We start from the raw sequence: 20,016 nt of genomic DNA, 5'->3' as shown, positions 1-20,016 counted from the left end.
GCGTGATGCTCGACACATCGGACGGAGGTAGCCGAAGTGTTACTGGGCTGTAGATCCTTGCCGCATGCCCGGCTTTCTACTACATTGTGTCGTAAACAATGACTCGGGTCAGGTGGAAACGATGACAGCGCAGCGCGCTCGGCGTGTGGACGTACCGCGGGATGCACCGGAGAGCGATATCGTCGCGGCCGCGGACTATGCCTCGGCTTTCGACGTGAGTGCGTCGAGTTCGCAGCGGACGCCCGAACAATGGGCGCGGCAGGTATTCGAACACGCACCCGCCGCGATGCGAGGATTCCTGCAGCTGGGCTGGAGGCTGGTGCTGGGTCTTCGGTTGGGCCCGAAATCGTCGCCCGAGCACGTGCTCGGGTGGCGGATCGCGAATCGAGGAGCCAATTTCGTTGTCCTCGAATCGCATTCGCGAATCATGGCTGCGCAGAACATTGTGATGACCGGTGATTCGACGGTCACGTGGGCGACCTTCGTGCGCTTCGACCGCCGAATCGCCCGCCCGATCTGGGCCGCCGTGAAACCCTTCCACCATCTCGCCATCCCGTACCTGCTGGGCCGCGCGGCGCCGCGTGAACTACCGAGCCGCCTGCCCGAATGACATTCGGGGCGTGGCTATCCCTCGTCGCCGATCGTCAGCAGGCGCGCGTAGCGACCCATGAATTCGTCGAACAGGTAGCGCGCCTTCGGCTGGATGACGACCGCTAGGCACTGGGTGTCGGGGTCCATCGACGGCGCTGCGGCCTGTGACCAGACGGCGGCGAATTCCCCGTGGGTGCCGATCAGGACGAGTTTCTCGGCGGTCGGTGTCCGAGTCGCGGGCACCCGCTCGGTGGGAATGCCGAGCGCCGCGAGTACCGGCTCGAAGGTCTGCCGGTAATCGTCCGCGGTCGCGGCATCCGGCGTCATGACGTGTACGGGCCCACGCTGGGTGACGTAGGTCCCGGCCAGCAGCAGCATCGCCAGGGGCTGGTCCGGGCGATCGAGAGCCTCGAAGTACCGGCCTATCCCGGCCTGCAGCGCCAGGTGCGCGGTGGTGACGTGCTCGGTGGCGAGGGGGACCCCCAGCGTTCTTCGCGACGCTTCGTGCAGGGACAGGAAAGCATGTTCGGAGCGGGTCTTGTCGAAATCCTCCGTGCTGAGCCACGGAATTTCCTGTGGCACAGTACTTTCGGCCACTCGACTGGGCGCCCCGGAGTCCCATGTCACGCCGCTGAGATCCGTGCCCACCAGATTCGCGCCGGAAATATCCGCGCCGACCAGGTTCGCTCCCGCGAGGTTCGCGCCGGACAGGTTCGCGTCGTTGAGCCTCGAACCGGTCAACTGTGCGTCGAGTAGCTGCGTATCGGTCAGGTCCGCGCCGGTGAGGTCGGCGTGGCCGAGGTCGGTTTCGATCAGGTCCAGACCGGCGAGCTTGGCGCCCGCCAGCCGGGCGCCGGAAAGCTTCGTGGCGAGCAGTTCCGCGCGGGTCAGGTCGGTGTAGGTCAGGTCCGCGTCGCTGAGGTCCGCCAGGCTCAGAACGGTATCGCGCAGGACCTGACCGCTGAGAATCGCCTTCGTCAGCGTCGCGCTGTTCAAGTTCGCGTCGGTGAGGTTCGCATCCGTGAAGTCCGCGCCGGTGAGGTTGGTCTTCATGAGTTTCGCGCCGTGCAGGTCCGCGCCGGTCAGCTTCGCGCCCGTCATATCCGCGAAGCTCAGTTCCGTGCCGCTGAGAAGCTGGTTCGTCAGGTTCGCGCCCCGCAGATCGGCGCCGCGCAGGTCCGCGCCGGTCAAGTTCGCGCCCTCCAGCTTGGTGCTGCGCAGGTCGGCACCGTCGATCTTGGCGCCCGTCAGGTCGGCATCGGTCAGGTCGGCGCGGTCGAGTACCGCGTTCCGCAGGTCGGCGCCCCCGAGGCGCGCGCCGGTGAGGTTCGCGCCCATCAAGTCCCTGCCGGTGAGGTCCTGGCCCGTGAGGTCCGCGCCCGCAAGGTTCGTACCCGCCGATTGTTCGTCGCCCGATTCTGTGCCGGGTGGCCTGTTCGAAGACCGCCGCCAGAACGCCATGGCCGTCCCTCTCGCTCGGACAGCTGAACCGACCTGTTCGGACAGCTGACCCGACGGTATACGATTACGGTGCGATCTGTGAGGGAACCCCTGGTCGGGAGATCCGGCTCAATCGTTCGTCGGTCGTGCCATCGCCTAATCCTCAAGCGGGAGAAAGGGTTTCGATCTCCTGGCCGATGAGCAGTGCGGCCCACCGGAATCCGAGGACCTGACACCTCACTCGAGGGGCCCACCTCGGGACGACGACGGTTTCGTATGCGAGAACGACCAATTGAGCACGATCACGAGCCGACAGCCTGGTGAGCAGGCGCCTGACGTGCGTCTTGACCGTCGCGACACCGACGTGAAGGATCTCGGCGTTGGATCGCCCCGCCGCGACCTGCCGGAGCACATCGTGCTCCCGATCGGTCAGTGCCGCAAGCGCATTCGCCCGCGCCGCCGGGGCCGCCGGTCTGCTGCATGCGCTGCCGTTGCCGATCGAGGAACGGGGGACCGGCCACGTCGGACGTCGAATCCGGCGGCGATGTGACTACCGCACGCCCGCAACGGATTCCGGTGCCGACGAGACGGCCGGAGCTGCCATCCGCGCTCCGCCCGACTCGGCCTAGGGGACCAGCACGACCTTCCCCCGCACCTTGCCGCTCTCGCCCAACTCGTGCGCCTCGGCCGCCTCGGTCAGGGGGAGCGTCCGATCGACGGAGGGGCGTAGCCCGTCGCGGTCCACCGCATCGGCGAGGGCGGCGAGGTCGTCCGGGGTGGGTTCGAGGTTGTACTCGATGAACCGCACCCCGCTCGCCGCCGCCTGCTCCTTCACGGCGGTGCGGTCGAATCCGATGCCCACCACGTCGATCACCACGCCGCCGGGCCGGAGCGTGGGCAGCGAGCGCAGTCCGACGTCGCCACTCACGGTGTCCAGCACCAGATCCACGTCGCGGACGCGGGTGAAGTCCTCCGTCGTGTGGTCGATCAGCTCGTCGGCGCCCAACTCCCGCAGGAAGTCGTGCTTGGCCGCGCGGGCGGTCCCGATCACGTGGGCGCCGCGGGACTTGGCGATCTGCACCGCGAGATGCCCCACCCCGCCGGCCGCGCCGTGCACGAGGACGCGCTGCCCGTCCCGCACCTCGCCCACCTTCACCAGCGCCTGCCAGGCGGTCAACCCGGCGATGGGCAGGGCGGCGGCGCTCACGTGATCGATGCTCGACGGCTTGGCGGCGATCGAACTCTCCGGTGCGACAACGTAATCGGCGTAGGCGCCGTGCGGCGGCGTCACCCAGCCGTACACCTGGTCACCGGGCCGGAAGGTCCCGGACGCCTCGGCGACCTCGCCGCTGAACTCGTGCCCCAGGGTGAACGGCGGATCGCCGAACAGTCGCACGAAGCCGGAACGCACCTTGCGGTCCGCCGGATTGACGCCGACGGCGCGCACCCGCACCAGCACCTCGCCGGGGCCGGGGACGGGCCGCTCGGCCTCGACTATCTCCAGCACCTCGGGCCCGCCGAGGGTGCGCTGACTGATCATTCGCATTGTCGCCATGGTGGATCGAACCTCGAAGACCGACACTCTGTTCCAGCCGACGGCATCGTGGTCCGGATGTGCGTGTAGCCACACCAACCGCCGACGGGAATGCCGACATTCGTCGTCATCGATAGGGTGCGGGCGGCAACCAACCGAAAGACGAAAGGTAGCAGTATGATTCGGAAGGCTCTCCTGGTGGCCGCCGTCGGCCTGACGATCGGCGCGCCCGTGGCGTCGGCCGATGTCGCGGTCGCCGCCGACAAGCCCGCCGCCGCGCGAGAAGTGGCCATCAACACCGGATCGGCGGGGGCCGACGCGGCCATCAACGGGATCATCGCCGCGATATTCGGACCGCCGGATCCGTCGCGGTGCAAGTTCCCCTACTGCTTCTGAGGGCGGTTCGCGGGCCGAGATTCCGCGACCGGCAGTCACTCCTGCTGCCCGGCCGACGCGACGATGGCATCGAGTTCGGATGCCGCCGCCAGCAGGGCCCGGGATCGCGCCAGGATGCTCGCGTCCCGGGCCTGCAGGCCCGCCGAGATGCCGCCTCGGCGATGGGTATCTCGAAGGTCCGGTAGCAGCGCCTGCAGCTGCGTGATGCGGTAGCCCGCCAATCGAAGTTGACGCACGATCCGGGCGTCGCGGACGTCATCCGGTGTGTAACTGCGGGTTCCGTGGTCGGCGCGGCCGGGCACGACCAATCCGACGGCGTCCCAGTGTCGTAGCGTCGACGCGCGGACCCCGAGCGCCTCGGCCAGCTGCGAGATGCTCATCGCGTCCGACGACCGCACATCGGTGATCGGCTCCTCGGCGATCGCCCGGGCGGCCGTCTTCGCGGCGGCGAGATCGCGGCGCTCCCGGTCGAGCCGCGCGTGCGCCGCATCCAGCAGGGCCAGCAGGCCCGAGACCGGGCGCGTGTGCGCGGCGCGCATGATGTCCTTGGCCTCGACCGGACCGGTTCCCGCGGCCAGCGCCCGGTAGGCCCGCGCGGAGCGCACATGGGACTCGTCGTAGATCCGGTAGCCGCTGGGAGTGCGCGTCGCGGGCGGCAGCACACCGTCGCGCTCGAGGTTGCGAATCTGCTGGACGGAGTACCCCGCGCGGTGCGCCACATCGATGGTCCGCAAATGGGCCGAGTTGCGACTTACCACGCGCTGACCTCCGCATTCTGGTCACAAGTCTCCACAAGCACTTCAATGTAACGCTGGAATGCATGAGTATCGACGAGATCATCGAGTTCATCGAGGCCCTCGGCGGAGTGCTGACGCTCCGGCCGGGGCCCGGCGACGGTACCCCCGAGATCGCCTGGGGAGATGTGTTCTTCTACTACGCCCCCGACGGTCAGGTCCCGACCACGGGTCAGCCGTTCGCGACGATCGTGACCAAGGACTACCCCGACGACGTCGCATCCCGCCTGAACCGCCCCGGTGCCTTCCGCGTGAATATCAGCGCGGGCAAGGAAGCCTTCACCGAATGGACTGGCCACACGCCCCGCGAGACCGTCACCACCGACTCGAGCGCCACCGACACGGTGCTCCCACACCCCGTCTACGCAAGCGCCGGTTGGCTCGCCGTGGTGAACCCCGGCCCGACCACCGACGCCCCGGCGCGAGACCTGCTCCGCACCGCCCATGACCGAGCCCGGTCACGGTACCGGCGCCGCGCCGAATCGAAGGACTAGGCGCCAACGGACCCCCTTGTGCCAGAGCCGATTCCGCGGCCTGGTGGACTCTGTCGTCGCGGCGGCTGACCGGGCGGCAGGGTCACCGAGCCATCGATAGCTGCCGCGCTATCTCCAGGTGGTCGGGTACCAGCGGGCGACCGTCCTCGATCTCCCAGAGGCAGTTCTGCAGCACCCGCGACAGCGTCCAGGCCCGCGCCCGCTCCCGGTCGAGCCCGAGCACATCCGTCATCGCGTCGAACCGCCACCGCACCTCGGTGGCGTCGAAGCCGTTGTCGATGGCAGGGAGGAGTTCGAATCCCGGGTCTCCGGCCAGCGGCTTCGGGTCGATGGCGAGCCAGGCCGCCCGATTCGATGCCAGGACATTCTCGAAGTGCAGGTCCCAGTGCAGCAGTCGGTCGCCGGGTTCATCCAGAACCTCGCGCACCGCGCCGCCGCACCGCTCGAGGAGTGCACGATCATGCGGGTCGTCGACCGCCGCCAGCGCTCCCGGCAGATCTGCCACCAGCTGCGCCGCGATGTCGCCGAGCCGTCGCATCCCGGCGGGCGCCGCGACGGCGGTGAGCCGGGCGAGCAGTTCGGCGATGACGAGAACGGCCTTGCGGCCCTGTTCCTTTCCCGCATCGGTCAGCGTCGACAGCATGCGGTCGGAGTCGAGGCGCTCCAGCAGCAGCGTGCCCGTATCGCCGTCGGAGTCGAGAAGGCGCACGGCACCGTCACCGTCCCACAGTCGTAGCGCGGCCGCTTCTCCCTCGCTCTCCTCGTTCAGGTGCTGGAATTTGAGTGCCGCGGCGGTGCCGTCGGCCCGCAGTACGGGCAGCACCAGCGCGGCCATGCCGTGCATCGGGGGCCCGTCGACCCGCAGCTCCCACCGCTGCAGAAACTCCGGAATCCGTGCGGGCAGAGCGGCGATGAACGCTCGGCCACCGGCACCCGCGTAGGTGAACTGGGACTCGATCAATCCATCCGGAATGCGAATGTCGATCACCCCCGGGACCATACCGAGCGAGGTCGATCACGGCACCGGATTTTCCGGCGGGTCGGCCTGACACACCAGAAGCCTTGGGGAGCAGGGGTTTACACTCCCCAAGGCTCTTCACACCGGATCAGCGTCCGGAGTGGCTGTGCTGCCCGCCGCGGGACTTGGCCTCGGTCGGCTGGGCGGCGGCACCCTTCTTGCCTGCCTCCGAAGGGTCGGCGCTGTGCGCCTGGCCGAAGCTGCCCGTGCTGGCCCGGCCACCCTTGTGGGCCTGCTTGGTGGTGTCCGGTCGATTGCCGAACTGACCCGGATTCTTCGGGTTCGCCATCAGGTTCTCCTCTTTCCGGTTCTCTGCGTGAGCCTGGCAAGCGGCTCGTTACGCGAGTTCCCGGACCTCCGGGCATCAAACGAGGTGGGCTCTACCGGCGTTGCCTGCCGGACAGCCGCCACGCGGCGACGGCCAGCACCAGCGCGGCCGCCAGGCCGCCGACGATCAGCACGGTCAGCAGGTTCTCGTTGTGGTCCTGCGCCGGAGCCGCGGCACCCGAATCCCGCGGCGGCGGTGAGGCAATGGCCACATTGGTATTCGAGGAGGCGGCGCTGCCGTCCGGCAGCGAACCCACACTCGCGTCGGAGGCCAGCGCGAACCCGTAGTCCAGCAGCCGCGCCGCCTGTTCGGGCGGGCGGATGGGACGCACGTCGGCCTGCAGCAGCGTGACGACCAGCCGGTGGCCGTTGCGTTCGGCGGCGTTGACGAAGGTCTGGCGGGCATCGTCGGTGTATCCGGTCTTGCCGCCCAGCGTGCCCTCGTAGTCGTAGAGCAGGCGGTTGTCGTTGGCGATGGGGAAGCCGGGATGGTCCTCGTCGCCGGGGATCTGGGGGTTGGCGGGGAAGCCGGGGAAGTCGATCTGCTCGGTGTGGATCAGCTCGGCGAAGGTCGGGATCGTCATGGCCTCGCGGAACAGCACGGCCATGTCGTAGGCGGAGGTGCTCATGCCGGGACCGTCCAGGCCGGACGGGGTCGCGGCGCGAGTGTCCAAGGCGTGCAACCGTTCCGCCAGCTCGTTCATCTTGGCTACGGTGGCCTTCTCGCCGCCGAGCTGAGTGGCGACGGCGTGCGCGGCATCGTTGCCCGAGGCCATGATCAGCCCCTGCATCAGTTGCCGATTGGTGTAGTGACCGCCCGCGCCGATGCCGACGCGGGTGCCGTCGGCGTTCGCGTCCTCCTGTGTACCGACCACCACCTTGTTCAGGTCGAGGCTGCGCAGCGCGACCGCGGCCAGCAGCACCTTGATGGTCGACGCGGGGCGGTAGCGGCCGTGCGGATCCTTCGCCGCCAGCACGCGTCCGGTGTCGAGATCGGCGATCACCCAGGCCGTGGCGGAGATGTCGGGGGGCACCGGCCCGGCGCCGTCCGGCAGCACCACGCCGCAGGCGCCGAGCTTGTCGCCACCGATCGGCGACGACGGCACGGGCAGCGGTGCGGGCGCGGTCTCACCCGGCTCCGGGACCTCGGAGCTGTCGATCGCCGGCGGCGGCGCCGTCTTCTGCGGGCAGGCGTCGGTGTTCGGCGTGGCGAACGGTGCCGTGGTGGGCGCGGGCGTGGCGGACGCCGCGGGGGAGCCGACGGCGCCGATGCCGGTCAGGGCGGTGGCGCCGATGAGCGCGGCTGCCAGCGCGGCGGCCGCGAACGATCCGGGACGGCTCAGGCGCCGGGACATGCACGTACTCATCACATCGGAGCTTATGCGGCGGCGGACCGGCGCGCTGCGAAGCGTCCCCACTGTGACAGGGCGGGATATTGACATTCAGTCCAAAATGAGAGCTACTATCAAAAACGAGTAGCAACCAAATGAGTGGACATGTCATGAAAACGAGCACAAGCGGGGACGGCCCGCTTGCTTTTCCGGCGTGCTTTTGGCCGGAATCCACTGGTCGATCCCGGCCAAAAGCACGCCGGGAATGTGTGCGTGGATCGCGCCGGGATGGTGTGCGTGGAACGCGCCGGGAATGTGGGAGTGGGAGGGGATTCGGATGGTGAATCGAGCGGGTGAGGTCGGGACGGCCGAGACCACCGCGACAGGTGCGGGCGGCGGCAGGTCGCGCTGGCTGGCCCTTGCGGCCCTCGGTTTCGCGATGCTGACCATCGGCCTGGACACGACGGTGCTGGTGGTGGCGCTGCCGACGATGGCGGTCGATCTGAACGCGAATACCGCGGCGCTGCAATGGTTCACGACCGCGTACACGTTGGCGCTGGCCGGGTTCATGCTCCCGGCGGGCGCCCTCGGAGATCGCTACGGCCGCAAGAAGTTCCTGCTCGGCGCGCTCGCGCTGTTCGGCGCCGCATCGCTGTGGTGTGCGCTGGCGACGTCGTCCGGGCAGCTCATCGCCGCACGGTCGGTGCTCGGTATCGCGGCCGCGGCGATGATGCCGCTGTCGATGTCCGTGCTGCCCGCGATGTTCCCCGGCCAGGCGGAACGGCAACGGGCGCTGACGATCTGGGTCACCTCGACGGCGATCGGCCTGCCGCTCGGGCCGATCGTCGGCGGCTGGCTGCTGCAGCACTACTGGTGGGGTTCGGTGTTCCTGCTCAACGTGCCGCTGGTGATCGTCGGGCTGATCGCGGTCTCCGCCCTGGTGCCGGAATCCCGCAGCGACAACCGATTCCGCATCGATCTGCTCGGCGTGGTGCTGTCGGCGGGCGGAATGCTCGCGCTCACCTACGGTTTCATCCGATTCGGGGAGCGCGACTGGGGTGACGGCATCGCCTGGGCGAGCGTCGCGGCCGGGGTGGTGGTACTCGTCGCCTTCGTGCTGTGGCAGCGGCGGGTCAGGCATCCGCTGGTCGATCTGGGACTGTTCGCGGCCCACGGATTCCGTTGGGGCACCGGCTATTCCATCCTGGTGCAGTTCGCCATGTTCGGGATGTTCTTCACGGTGCCGCAGTACTTCCAGGCGGTGCTCGGCGCGGACTCGCTGGGCAGCGGGCTGCGGCTGCTGCCGCTGATCGGTGGGCTGGTCGTCGGCACCCGGATCGCGGACAAACTGCTGTCCAAGCTGGGTCTGCGGGTGGTGCTCACCGCGGGCTTCACGGTGCTGGCGATCGGACTGGGGCTGGGCGCTCTGACCTCGGCGGACAGCGGCTACGGGTACACGGCCGCCTGGATCACGGTGCTCGGCGCGGGCATGGGTTTCGTGATGCCCGCGGCGATGGGCATGGCGATGGGGGAGCTCACGCCGGAGCGGTCCGGGTCCGGATCGGCGCTCATGCAGGCGCTGCGGCAGGCCGGCGGCACCATCGGTGTCGCGGTCCTGGGCACGGTGCTGGCCACACAGTACCGCTCCGAGCTGGGCGGATACGACGTCGAGCCGGTATCCGACGGGGTGAACGCCGGTGTCGCGGTGGCACACAAGCTGGGCGATGCGCAGATGCTCGGACATGTGCAGTCGGCGTTCGTGAGCGGCATGGGGGCGATGCTGTGGGTGTGCGCCGCGATCTGCCTGGTCGCCGCCCTGCTCGCGGCGATCGTCACCCGCACGGCGATGCCGGGCACACCGGAGGCGGCCGGTGCGGGAGAATCTGGGCATGTCGGCTGATTCGAAGGCAGTAGCGGAGGCGCCTCCGCGGGCGGGCCTGCGCGAGCGGAAGAAGGAGCGCACCCGCCGCACCATCCGCACCGAGGCGTTCCGGCTGTTCCGCGAACACGGCTACAACGAGACGACCGTGGAACAGATCGCCGACGCCGCGGAGGTCTCGCCGAGCACGTTCTTCCGCTACTTCCCCTCGAAAGAAGAGCTGGTGCTCGCCGACGACGTGGACCCGGTGATGATCGAGGCACTGGAGCGGCAGCCCAAGGAACTGTCGATCCTGGAGGCGTTTCGCGACGCCACCCTGGAGACCTTCTCCTCCCTGAGCGACGAGGACTTCGCCTTCGAACAGCAGCGAACGGCGTTGATTCGCTCCGTGCCCGAGCTGCGCGGCGCGCTCGCCCGCGAACTCGAGCGCAATGTGCAGCTGGTCTCGGAGATGACCGCCGCCCGGACCGGCCGCTCGCCCGACGATATCGAGGTGCGGGCATTCGCGGGCGCCCTGACCGGCGCCGCCCTGGCCGCCCTGCTCGATCGGGATCCGTTCGACCGGGAGACCATCATGCGGGTCATCGACTTCCTGGCCGACGGCATGCCGCTCCCGCCATTGGAGAAACCGGAAACCATTGAGTGACAGCGGTTTCGCCGACTAACTCAGTCGGTTCGGCGAGGCGGCCGTGCTCGATTCACCCTTGATCGACGGTCGTCCCGCCGAGGTGCGGGGCGACCGTCTCGTCGGTCATGGTCGAGAAGAACCCGCCCACCACGTCCTCGATCTCGGAAACCGAGTCCGCGCAATACAATACGGGCTGGTAGTGGGTGATGTCGTAGGTGCGCGTGCCCATCTCGACGATGTTCAGTGGGCGGAGTTCGGCGTGCCGGAACTCCTCGATCTCGCCGAACGACGACAGCAATCCGGCTCCGTAGCAGCGGATTTCATCGTTCTCGCGGACCACGCCGAACTCCATCGAGAACCAGAAGACATCGGCCAGGAATTTCAGCGCGGTGTCGGTCTCCAGCCGCGCGACCGCGGCGCCGACCTCGGCGTAGATGGCGGCGAACCGTGGGCTCGCCAATTGGTTCGCGTGCCCGATGACCTCGTGGATCGCATCGGGTTCGGGGGTGTACAACGGCGCGGAATGATGCCGGATGTACTGGGTGGAGTGGAAGATTCGATCGGCGAACGATCCGAAGAACTCCCGCAGCGGTACCAGCCCGGCGGCCGGGACATAGCGGAATCCGCTGAGCGGCACCAGCTTTGCCGAGACCTCGTCGAGTTGCGGAATTCGATCGGCGGGCAGGTCCAGGCGCTGTTCCCCCTCCAGCACCTCGTGCGAGGCGTAGGTGCGGTGCTTGCGCGCCAGCTCGGCGGAGACGATCCGCCAGACCTCCTGCTCCTCGTCGGTGTATTCGATGCGCGGTGTCGGTTCCCCGGGCCGGTACGCCAGCGCCTGGGCGGCGATCGCATTGCGGCGGGCCCGGTAGTCCGGGTCGTTCACACCGGGATGCTCGTCGCTCAGGTGCACCGTCACGTCACCGTCGGTCCCGGTGGTCACCGGGGAGTACAGCTGAGCTTCGTTGAACATGCCTCCAGGCAAGCACCGCTGCGCTGATCCGACAACAAACATCCAGCCAGCTACACAAATTGACTAGGTATTTTCGGTCATCGGCCGGGTCGGCAGCAAAAGACCCGCCTCGCCGACTGTTCGGCGAGGCGGGTTTCGGCGGGGCGGGTTCGCGGCTCGGGTAACGGCAGACCGGTGGTCGTGCGGCGCGTCAGTGGTGGCCGTGCAGCGAGTGGACCACCGCATGGCCCTTGCCGCGGCCGATCAGCCACTTGTTCACGGGGGTGGTGACCACGAAGGCGATGGCGAACGCGAACGCGAGGGTGGCCCAGAACAGCACGGTGTCGAGGTGGGCGTCCATGGCGCCCGGGACGATGAGAATGACGGCGTTGTCGATGATCTCCATGACGGTGATCGACACCGTATCGGCGGCCAGTGCGGTGGTGAACGCGGCACCGAGGGTCAGCCCGGCCCGCAGCACCCCGCGCATGGTGAACGCGTAACCGAACGCGAAGGCCAGCACGATCGCCAGCACCATCGTCTGCGCATTCCCCCAGCCCAGCGCCGTGCCGATCACCATGCCGAGCACCTCACCGATGGCACACCCCGTCAAACAGTGCAGCGTTGCCTGCGCCGCCATCTTCCAACTGGTCGGCATGGGTCCGCCGTGCGCCGAATGGTCGGTCATGGAGTGCCCCGCATGCGGATCGGTGCCGTGGCGTTGCCCACCATGGGCATGCTGTCCCGCAATCCCGTGCCGCTCATGATCGCCGTGTCCCGAGTGCTCATTCTGCATAACGAACAGAATACCCTAGGGGGGTATAGTGTCAAGTGTTCGAGATCGGCGTGGATGTGGATTTCGCGACCGGATCGGACGCCGCGTGATGAACCTTGCCCGTGAGTGCAGCTGACTCTGAATCGAACCCCCGGCTCGAGGTCGACCGAGCTGAGGCCAAATATCTTGCGCAGATACGTGATTGAGCGTGCGGGACGCGAGTTGAAATCGCCGTTCGGCGCACGGGTGCACCGTCGGATCCGTAAGATCGCGACATGGGCGAGGTTCTGAACCACCTCAGGCGCCTGTTGGGGGTTTTCGGTAAGTGGCTCGATGTCGCGAGCCCGTGGGCAATTCCGTGGCCGCTGACCTTTGCCCTCGTGCTTCCGCTGATCGCCGCGGTGCTTGCCGCGATGGTCTGGTGGTCGCGTGGCACCGCCTGGCCCGTCCGTTGCGACTACCCCCACACAACCACCGGCCATCCATGTCGAAATCTCTCGTTCGGGGAGTGGCAGCGATGCCATCTTCACCGGCCCGGCAGGATCAAGCGCTCAGGCCGTGAGGTGCGTAAACTGTTGCGCTGGCAGAAGTTTCAGCGCGGCGGTCGAGTTGTCGAGCGGGACGATATCCACGGACGGGGCTTTCTTCGGCATCGCTCTCAGGTCCGCGGCCTGCTGTACTACCGCGGCTTCGCCCGGCCACCTCGGGAGGTCGCCCGTTTCGCATCGACATGGTGGAACGAGCGGCGAGACGACGTGAGCAAGCTCCTCGCGCAACTCGGCGAAGCGGGCGGAGGGAGATTGCGCGCGATCTTCACTCGTGCGGCGAGCTCGTCGGCGCGCGTAGGGGTATCCGATCGGCTGGTACAGGTGATCTGGGCGACCAGACTCACGCTGCTGCTCGTGCTGATCGGGCTGGTGCTGGTGGGTGTTGCGGTATGGCAGAACCGCAAGCCGGATGATCTGTTCAACTATGCGACGACGATCGTGTTCGTTGCTGCCTGGGCCGTAGCGCAGTGTGGGATCTGGACCGTCGCTTCCGGCGACCTGCGGCCGCATCGGCGGGGCGGCTGGCTGTGGGTTGCGGGGGTTCAGACGGTGAAGCTGTATGCCGTCTTCATCCTCATCTCGGTCCTCGCCGGTGACCTGATCAAGCGGATCGAGCAGCTCGTGGCGGGTCCGGATGCGATCCGCCCGGGTATTGCCGGATGATCTCGCCGCTATCGATCGGTTCGGTTCACCAGGAGCGGGTGAATTCGGAGCCGTAGCCGGGGCGGTCGGCGGCGAGGCGGTCGATGCGGCGGCGGCGTTCGGCGACGTATACCAGGGCGGCGTTCACTGTGTCGGTCACCGAGATCGTTCCGAAATGCTGTGCGGCCAAGGCCAGGGCAGCATCGTTCAAGTTGATCGTGGTCTTCATCAGGCCCCCGGACCGTTGCTGTTTCGGGAGAAATCGGGCTCGAACATCGAAGTATTCGGCGCGGCACGTACTTCGGATCGATCCGGAAGCCCTTGTGTGCGTGTCGTTGTCCGTGTCGTGACGGGTGAGGCTGCCACGCACGGCGAAGGCCGCCTTCCTCGGGAAGAGGAAGGCGGCCTTCGGGTTTGGCCTGGGGGTTGTCCTCAGCGCGCGAACAGCAGGGCGCGCTTGACCTCCTGGATGGCCTTGGTGACCTCGATGCCGCGGGGGCAGGCGTCGGTGCAGTTGAAGGTGGTGCGGCAGCGCCACACGCCCTCGACGTCGTTGAGGATGTCGAGGCGGTCGCGGGCGGCCTCGTCGCGGCTGTCGAAGATGAAGCGGTGCGCGTTCACGATCGCGGCCGGGCCGAAGTAGCTGCCGTCGTTCCAGTACACCGGGCACGAGGTGGTGCAGCAGGCGCACAGGATGCACTTGGTGGTGTCGTCGAACCGGGCGCGGTCGGCCTGGCTCTGGATGCGCTCGCGGGTGGGCTCGTTGCCGTGGGTGATCAGGTACGGCTTCACCGCGCGGAACGCGTCGAAGAACGGCTCCATGTTCACCACGAGGTCCTTCTCCACGGGCAGGCCGCGGATGGGCTCGACGGTGACGGTGAGGGTCTTGCCGTTCTTCGGCAGCATGTCGCGCATCAGCACCTTGCACGCCAGCCGGTTGACGCCGTTGATGCGCATGGCGTCGGAACCGCAGACGCCGTGCGCGCAGGACCGCCGGAAGGTGAGCGTGCCGTCCAGGTAGGACTTGATGTAGATGAGCACGTTCAGGAAGCGGTCGGTCGGCAGCACCGGCACCTGGAACGAATCCCAGTGCGCGCCTTTGTCGTCCTCCGGGTTGAACCGCGCCACCTTGACGGTGACCATGGTCGACCCGTCGGGAACGGGGGCCGGCTTCTGCGTTGAGGGGGCTTCTGCCACAGCGGTCATCAGTACTTACGCTCCATCGGCTCGTAGCGGGTCTGCACGACCGGCTTGAAATCCAGGCGGATGTCGGCGATCAGCTTCGCGTGCTCACCGGGCTCGACGTCCTTGTACGCCATGGTGTGGCGCATGAAGTTGGTGTCGTCGCGGTCCGGGTAGTCCTCGCGGGCGTGGCCGCCGCGCGACTCCTTGCGGTTGAGCGCGCCCACCACGGTGACCTCGGCCAGCTCCAGCAGGAAGCCCAGCTCCACGGCCTCGAGCAGGTCGCTGTTGAAGCGGCGGCCCTTGTCCTGCACGGTGATGTGCTCGTAGCGCTCCTTGAGCGCGTGGATGTCGGTGAGCGCCGTCTTGAGCGTCTCCTCGGTGCGGAACACCGCGGCGTTGGCGTCCATGGTGGCCTGCAGGTCGGTGCGGATGTCGGCGACGCGCTCGTTGCCGTGGTCCGACAGCAGGTTCGCCAGCCAGCCCTGCACGTAGTCGGCTGGCGCTTCCGGCATATCCACGAACTCGGCGCGCTGCGCGTACTCGGCGGCGGCGATGCCCGAGCGGCGGCCGAACACGTTGATGTCCAGCAGCGAGTTGGTGCCCAGGCGGTTCGAGCCGTGCACCGACACGCACGCGCACTCACCGGCGGCGTACAGGCCGGGGACGACGTCGGTGTTGTTGCGCAGCACCTCGCCGCGGATCCGGGTCGGGATGCCGCCCATCACGTAGTGGCAGGTCGGCATGACCGGCACCGGCTCCTTGACCGGGTCGACGCCCAGATAGGTGCGGGAGAACTCGGTGATGTCGGGCAGCTTCTCCTCGAGCACGTCCTCGCCGAGGTGGGTCACGTCGATGAAGACGTAGTCCTTGTTCGGACCGCCGCCGCGGCCCTCCAGGACCTCCTTGACCATCGAGCGGGCCACGATGTCGCGCGGCGCCAAGTCCTTGATGGTGGGGGCGTAGCGCTCCATGAACCGCTCGCCGTCGGAGTTGCGCAGGATGCCGCCCTCGCCGCGGACCGCCTCGGAGATCAGGATGCCCAGCCCCGCGAGGCCCGTCGGGTGGAACTGGTGGAACTCCATGTCCTCCAAGGGAAGTCCCTTGCGGAACACGATCGCCATGCCGTCGCCGGTCAGCGTGTGCGCGTTGGAGGTGGTCTTGTACATGCGGCCGGAACCGCCGGTGGCGAAGATGATCGCCTTGGCGTGGAACACGTGCAGTTCGCCGGTGGCCAGCTCGTAGGCGACCACGCCGGTGGCGACCGGGCCGCGTTCGGTATCGGTCATCACCAGGTCGAGCACGTAGAACTCGTTGTAGAACTCCACGTTGTGCTTGACGCAGTTCTGGTACAGCGTCTGCAGGATCATGTGGCCGGTGCGGTCGGCGGCGTAGCACGCGCGGCGGACCGGGGCCTTGCCGTGATCGCGGGTGTGGCCGCCGAAGCGGCGCTGGTCGATCTTGCCCTCGGGCGTGCGGTTGAACGGCAGGCCCATCTTCTCCAGGTCGAGCACGGCATCGATGGCCTCCTTGGCCATGATCTCCGCGGCGTCCTGGTCGACCAGGTAGTCACCACCCTTGACGGTGTCGAAGGTGTGCCACTCCCAGTTGTCCTCTTCGACGTTGGCCAGCGCGGCGCACATGCCGCCCTGGGCCGCGCCGGTGTGGCTGCGAGTCGGGTACAGCTTGGTCAGCACGGCCGTGCGGGCCCGGGGACCGGCCTCGATCGCCGCGCGCATCCCCGCACCACCGGCGCCGACGATCACGACGTCGTACCGGTGCTCCTGAATCGGTCGGGATTCACTCATTGTTGGCGACCTTTTCCTAACTGATGTTGGGGTCGAAGGTGAAGATGACGTAGCTGCCCACGCCCATGATCAGGATCATCGAGATGACCAGCAGGGTCTTGAGCCAGAACCGGGTCGAGTCCTTGCGGGCGTAGTCGTCGATGACCGTGCGCAGGCCGTTGCCGCCGTGCAGCTGGGCCAGCCACAGCATGGTCAGGTCCCAGAGCTGCCAGAACGGGCTCGCCCAGCGGCCCGCGACGAAGGCGAAGTTCAGCCGCTGCACGCCGCCGTCGATCATCAGCATGATGAACATGTGGCCGAGCACCAGCACGACCAGCAGCAGGCCGGAGAAGCGCATGAACAGCCAGGCGTACTTCTCGAAGTTGTTGCCCATGGTGCGCCGCGGCGCATTCGGGGCGGCGAGGCTGGCCGGGATGTCGTGGGATTTACCGAGAACAGGCGCGGTCATATCAGTGCTCCGTAAACAGGTAGAAGAACTGGCGGCCAACGCCGGCGCCCGCGACCACGATCCAGATCGCCAGCACGATCCATAGCATCTGGCGCTGGTAGCGCGGGCCCTTCGACCAGAAGTCGACCAGGATCACGCGGATGCCGTTGAGCGCGTGGAACAGCACGCACACCACGAGGCCCATTTCCATCAGGGCCACGAGCGGGTTCTTGTAGGTCTCGATCGCCTGGTCGTAGGTGTCCGGGCTGACTCGCACCAGTGCGGTGTCGAGCACGTGGACGAACAGGAAGAAGAAGATCGTGACGCCGGTGATTCGGTGCAGCGCCCAGGACCACATGCCCGGGTCGCCGCGGTACAGCGTCTTCCGCTTCGGCTGTGCCGGAGCTTCCAGTGTGGCGGTCATAGAGTGCGGTGCCTCCAACGTCGTTGATGGACCCGGTCGCGGTTTCGGCGCACGGGCAATCGAGCCATTGGATCTGGAAAACACCAGCTCGTACCCTTAGCCGACACCCCGGAGGCGGTGGCCGGCCCGCCGCCGGGAACCTGAACCGATCTGAGGGGAACTCTAATCCCCGGCGATTCGCGGAACTAATTCGGCGTGGCGTGCGTTTGGTCGCATTCCAATTAGTTAGGTTTGCCTTGCCTGATGAATTGACGGGCCCGTAGTGCCTTTCCTACGGTCATGTTCGACTCGTTCGAGCGGAGGTCCGATATGCCGGAAATTGACTGGAATGTGTTGCGAGGCAATGCATCTCGAGTTATGCAGAATGCGTATGCACCCTACTCGCGGTTTCCGGTCGGCGCGGCCGCTCTCACCCGCGACGGTCGAATTGTGAGCGGCTGCAATGTGGAAAATATCTCATACGGCCTGGGCCTCTGCGCCGAATGTGTACTCGTGGGTAACTTGTGCGCGACCGGCGGCGGGCGATTGCTGGCCGTTGCCGTGTGCGATTCGCGCGGCGAGATCCTGATGCCGTGCGGTCGGTGCCGGCAGGTGCTCTACGAGCATGGAGGTGCGGAAATGCTGGTGGATCATCGAGACGGTCCGGTCGCTCTCGGGAGTTTGCTGCCCTATGCCTTCGGGCCCGACGATTTGGCGGCGGGGCAGCAGGAGATGTGAATTTCGGCACCCTGGCGAGGTTTTGGCAACTTTTGGAGGGTTTCGATCCCCTCCCGGTGGCATCGCGACCTCAGGAGTTCTCCTCTTCGAACACCGCGTCGATCTCTGTATCGGTGGGTACGGCCAGCTCCTGGAATCTGATGGGCCGGACGCCCAGGTGCCGCATGATCGAGGCGACATCACGCCCCACATTGTTGATGCCGGTGACCAAGCGTGCTTCGACAATGTCGCTCTTGATGGCGTGCCTCTTCAGTACGTAGAGCGAATCACTGTGCGAGACCTCGATGTCCGTCACGCGGCCCTCGATCCTGGCTACTCGCCGTTGCATATCCGGACTGGTCATGCGTCCCCCTTCGTCGCTCCGACAGTGACGGCGACGCTACCGGAGCGCATCGGCAGCTACCGCGTGTCGGCGGTGACTCGGCCGAGGATTGGTGTTCCCGCACCCCGTCCCTGTTCGCGCACGCCTTTCGTGCCGCGGATACGGGCGGCGGAGCCCGCCGTCTGACAGGCTTAGGGCATGGCGAGTGTGCATTCGGCGGTGTCGGTGATCGCGGCCAAGCGCGACGGTGGTGAACTCGGTGACGACCAGATCGATTGGGTGGTGGACGCATTCACCCGGGGCGAGGTGGCCGACGAGCAGATGTCGGCGCTGGCGATGGCGATACTGCTGCGGGGGATGACGCGGCGGGAGATCGCGCGGTGGACGCGGGCGATGATCGAGTCGGGCAAGCGGATGGATTTCACCGATCTGCCGCGGTCGACCGTCGACAAGCACTCGACCGGCGGGGTGGGGGACAAGATCACGCTGCCGCTGGCGCCGCTGGTCGCCGCCTGCGGAGCGGCCGTCCCGCAACTGTCCGGGCGCGGGCTGGGCCACACCGGCGGCACGCTGGACAAGCTGGAGTCGATTCCCGGCTGGCGGGCCGATATCACGGTGCCGCGGATGCGGGAGATGCTGGCGGATCCGAAGATCGGCGCGGTCGTCTGTGCGGCGGGTGCGGATCTCGCGCCCGCCGACAAGCGGTTGTACGCGCTGCGTGACGTCACCGGGACCGTGGAATCGGTTCCGCTGATCGCCAGTTCGATCATGAGCAAGAAGATCGCGGAGGGGACCGCGGCCCTGGTGCTCGACGTCAAGGTCGGCGGCGGCGCATTCATGAAGGACCTCGACTCCGCGCGTGAATTGGCCACGGCCATGGTCGAATTGGGCACCGATGCGGGCGTGCGTACCGTCGCGCTGCTGACCGCGATGGATACTCCGCTCGGTCGCACCGCCGGAAACGCCTTGGAGGTGGCCGAATCCGTGGAGGTGCTGAGCGGTGGAGGCCCGGCCGATGTCATCGAGCTGACTGTCGCACTGGCCCGGGAAATGTTGGCGCAAGCGGGGATTCACGATGTCGACCCAGCGGTCGCGCTCGCCGACGGCCGGGCCATGGACCACTGGCGCGCCATGATCGCCGGGCAGGGCGGCGATCCCGACGCTCCGCTGCCGCGCGCGAAGTACACCGAGACCGTGACCGCCGAACAGTCCGGCACCCTGACCCGCCTCGACGCCATGGCCGTCGGCCTGGCGGCCTGGCGCCTCGGCGCGGGCCGCGCCCGCCAGGGCGACCCGGTGCAATTCGGCGCCGGTATCGAAATGCACGCCAAGCCAGGCGATTCCATCACCGCGGGCCAGCCCCTACTAACCCTCCACACCGACACCCCCGACGCCTTCCCCCCGTCCCTCGCCGCCCTCACCGCCGCCTACACCATCGGCCCAACCCCCTCCCACCCCACACCCACCATCCTCGACCGCATAGCCCCCTAGCCCTCCCATTGGAGGCACCCCAACTCCTCGCACCCCGCGCATCTCCTCGCACCCCGCGCATCTCCTCGCACCCCGTGCAGCGGGTGCGCGAATGCGCGATGGGTGCGTGAAGCATTGCCCCGCACAGGGGCCGCGCCGGGCGAGCTTGCCGACGCTCGCCTACACCCGAGGCGCCCAACTCTCCTCGCACCCCCGCTCCCGCGCACGCACTCCGCATCTGCGTCCGCACCCCGCGCAGCGCTGGCAGCGGTGCGTAAAACGTGCTGAGGGTGCGTGAAGCGCTGCCGCACATCGGTTCC

23 protein-coding genes are annotated in these 20,016 nt (G+C 67.6%); 8 read left to right on the top strand and 15 right to left on the bottom strand.

Features of this window, described 5'->3' with window-relative positions; all coding sequences use genetic code 11:
- Positions 1-121: 121 nt before the first annotated feature.
- A complete protein-coding gene (locus NM1_RS05435; RefSeq protein ID WP_084519182.1) occupies positions 122-610 on the top strand; it encodes a DUF2867 domain-containing protein in 489 nt (162 codons plus the stop codon).
- Positions 611-624: 14 nt separating this feature from the next.
- Here the strand turns inward: NM1_RS05435 and NM1_RS05430 are convergent, their stop codons facing one another.
- The 3 genes from NM1_RS05430 to NM1_RS05420 all read right to left on the bottom strand — a co-directional run bounded on the left by NM1_RS05430 (position 625) and on the right by NM1_RS05420 (position 3,577).
- The gene (locus NM1_RS05430) at positions 625-1,929 is read right to left on the bottom strand and encodes a pentapeptide repeat-containing protein (protein WP_169814196.1); all 1,305 of its coding nucleotides are present in this window, start codon (positions 1,927-1,929) and stop codon (positions 625-627) included.
- 265 nt (positions 1,930-2,194) lie between these two features.
- Positions 2,195-2,464 (bottom strand): response regulator transcription factor, encoded by a 270-nt coding sequence (locus tag NM1_RS44575; protein WP_373864023.1) that lies wholly within the window; start codon positions 2,462-2,464, stop codon positions 2,195-2,197.
- Between the two features lie 192 nt (positions 2,465-2,656).
- The gene (locus NM1_RS05420) at positions 2,657-3,577 is read right to left on the bottom strand and encodes an NADP-dependent oxidoreductase (protein ID WP_211339375.1); all 921 of its coding nucleotides are present in this window, start codon (positions 3,575-3,577) and stop codon (positions 2,657-2,659) included.
- A 165-nt stretch (positions 3,578-3,742) separates the two neighbouring features.
- Between NM1_RS05420 and NM1_RS05415 the strand changes: the two genes are divergently transcribed.
- On the top strand, positions 3,743-3,961 hold the full coding sequence (locus NM1_RS05415; protein ID WP_068014553.1) for a hypothetical protein: 219 nt from the start codon (positions 3,743-3,745) through the stop codon (positions 3,959-3,961).
- Positions 3,962-3,996: 35 nt separating this feature from the next.
- Here NM1_RS05415 and NM1_RS05410 read toward each other — a convergent pair whose 3' ends face one another.
- On the bottom strand, positions 3,997-4,719 hold the full coding sequence (locus NM1_RS05410; protein ID WP_068014551.1) for a MerR family transcriptional regulator: 723 nt from the start codon (positions 4,717-4,719) through the stop codon (positions 3,997-3,999).
- Between the two features lie 62 nt (positions 4,720-4,781).
- Between NM1_RS05410 and NM1_RS05405 the strand changes: the two genes are divergently transcribed.
- Positions 4,782-5,249: a DUF6194 family protein gene (locus NM1_RS05405; RefSeq protein WP_068014550.1), complete on the top strand. Its 468-nt coding sequence runs from the start codon at positions 4,782-4,784 to the stop codon at positions 5,247-5,249.
- Positions 5,250-5,331: 82 nt separating this feature from the next.
- Here NM1_RS05405 and NM1_RS05400 read toward each other — a convergent pair whose 3' ends face one another.
- The 3 genes from NM1_RS05400 to NM1_RS05390 all read right to left on the bottom strand — a co-directional run bounded on the left by NM1_RS05400 (position 5,332) and on the right by NM1_RS05390 (position 7,949).
- Positions 5,332-6,237 (bottom strand): aminoglycoside phosphotransferase family protein, encoded by a 906-nt coding sequence (locus NM1_RS05400; RefSeq protein WP_246011085.1) that lies wholly within the window; start codon positions 6,235-6,237, stop codon positions 5,332-5,334.
- 118 nt (positions 6,238-6,355) lie between these two features.
- Positions 6,356-6,556 (bottom strand): hypothetical protein, encoded by a 201-nt coding sequence (locus NM1_RS05395; protein WP_068014545.1) that lies wholly within the window; start codon positions 6,554-6,556, stop codon positions 6,356-6,358.
- 91 nt (positions 6,557-6,647) lie between these two features.
- A complete protein-coding gene (locus tag NM1_RS05390; RefSeq protein ID WP_068014543.1) occupies positions 6,648-7,949 on the bottom strand; it encodes a D-alanyl-D-alanine carboxypeptidase family protein in 1,302 nt (433 codons plus the stop codon).
- Positions 7,950-8,262: 313 nt separating this feature from the next.
- On the opposite strand from NM1_RS05390, the gene NM1_RS05385 reads away from it, so the two are divergent.
- Together NM1_RS05385 and NM1_RS05380 are read left to right on the top strand one after the other, a co-directional pair.
- Positions 8,263-9,825 carry an MFS transporter gene (locus NM1_RS05385; RefSeq protein ID WP_084519194.1) on the top strand — a complete coding sequence of 521 codons (1,563 nt, stop codon included), beginning with the start codon at positions 8,263-8,265 and terminating at the stop codon, positions 9,823-9,825.
- Positions 9,815-10,450, top strand: coding sequence for an acyl-CoA-like ligand-binding transcription factor (locus NM1_RS05380; RefSeq protein WP_068014541.1), 636 nt, complete (start codon positions 9,815-9,817; stop codon positions 10,448-10,450). Before NM1_RS05385 ends, NM1_RS05380 begins: the two co-directional genes overlap by 11 nt.
- A 52-nt stretch (positions 10,451-10,502) precedes the next feature.
- Here the strand turns inward: NM1_RS05380 and NM1_RS05375 are convergent, their stop codons facing one another.
- Complete coding sequence (locus tag NM1_RS05375; RefSeq protein ID WP_068014538.1) at positions 10,503-11,402, bottom strand: phenylalanine 4-monooxygenase; 900 nt, start codon at positions 11,400-11,402, stop codon at positions 10,503-10,505.
- A gap of 190 nt (positions 11,403-11,592) precedes the next feature.
- The gene (locus tag NM1_RS05370; RefSeq protein ID WP_068014536.1) at positions 11,593-12,177 is read right to left on the bottom strand and encodes a DUF4396 domain-containing protein; all 585 of its coding nucleotides are present in this window, start codon (positions 12,175-12,177) and stop codon (positions 11,593-11,595) included.
- Positions 12,178-12,431: 254 nt separating this feature from the next.
- Here NM1_RS05370 and NM1_RS41920 point away from each other — a divergent pair, with 254 nt between their 5' ends.
- A complete protein-coding gene (locus NM1_RS41920) occupies positions 12,432-13,367 on the top strand; it encodes a hypothetical protein (protein ID WP_147288939.1) in 936 nt (311 codons plus the stop codon).
- A gap of 25 nt (positions 13,368-13,392) precedes the next feature.
- On the opposite strand, the gene NM1_RS05360 is transcribed toward NM1_RS41920, so the two are convergent.
- From NM1_RS05360 to sdhC, 5 genes are all read right to left on the bottom strand, one after another.
- Positions 13,393-13,575: a type II toxin-antitoxin system VapB family antitoxin gene (locus NM1_RS05360; protein WP_068014532.1), complete on the bottom strand. Its 183-nt coding sequence runs from the start codon at positions 13,573-13,575 to the stop codon at positions 13,393-13,395.
- A 203-nt stretch (positions 13,576-13,778) separates the two neighbouring features.
- Complete coding sequence (locus NM1_RS05355; protein WP_068014530.1) at positions 13,779-14,552, bottom strand: succinate dehydrogenase iron-sulfur subunit; 774 nt, start codon at positions 14,550-14,552, stop codon at positions 13,779-13,781.
- Positions 14,552-16,318, bottom strand: a complete 1,767-nt coding sequence (gene sdhA, locus NM1_RS05350) for a succinate dehydrogenase flavoprotein subunit (RefSeq protein WP_068014693.1) — start codon at positions 16,316-16,318, stop codon at positions 14,552-14,554. Before sdhA ends, NM1_RS05355 begins: the two co-directional genes overlap by 1 nt.
- Before the next feature lie 34 nt (positions 16,319-16,352).
- Complete coding sequence (locus NM1_RS05345; RefSeq protein ID WP_068014528.1) at positions 16,353-16,784, bottom strand: succinate dehydrogenase hydrophobic membrane anchor subunit; 432 nt, start codon at positions 16,782-16,784, stop codon at positions 16,353-16,355.
- Between the two features lies 1 nt (position 16,785).
- Positions 16,786-17,187, bottom strand: a complete 402-nt coding sequence (gene sdhC / locus NM1_RS05340; RefSeq protein WP_084519179.1) for a succinate dehydrogenase, cytochrome b556 subunit — start codon at positions 17,185-17,187, stop codon at positions 16,786-16,788.
- Between the two features lie 309 nt (positions 17,188-17,496).
- Between sdhC and NM1_RS05335 the strand changes: the two genes are divergently transcribed.
- The gene (locus NM1_RS05335) at positions 17,497-17,904 is read left to right on the top strand and encodes a cytidine deaminase (protein ID WP_068014689.1); all 408 of its coding nucleotides are present in this window, start codon (positions 17,497-17,499) and stop codon (positions 17,902-17,904) included.
- 70 nt (positions 17,905-17,974) lie between these two features.
- On the opposite strand, the gene NM1_RS05330 is transcribed toward NM1_RS05335, so the two are convergent.
- Entirely contained in the window at positions 17,975-18,247 is a 273-nt protein-coding gene (locus NM1_RS05330; protein WP_147288938.1) for a hypothetical protein, read from the bottom strand.
- A 186-nt stretch (positions 18,248-18,433) separates the two neighbouring features.
- On the opposite strand from NM1_RS05330, the gene NM1_RS05325 reads away from it, so the two are divergent.
- Positions 18,434-19,717 (top strand): thymidine phosphorylase, encoded by a 1,284-nt coding sequence (locus tag NM1_RS05325; RefSeq protein WP_211339384.1) that lies wholly within the window; start codon positions 18,434-18,436, stop codon positions 19,715-19,717.
- Positions 19,718-20,016: the final 299 nt, after the last annotated feature.

The organism is Nocardia mexicana NBRC 108244, from assembly GCF_001613165.1.
In the GTDB taxonomy this organism is placed as follows: Bacteria; Actinomycetota; Actinomycetes; order Mycobacteriales; family Mycobacteriaceae; genus Nocardia; species Nocardia mexicana.
This window is presented reverse-complemented; position numbering and strand designations above follow the sequence as displayed.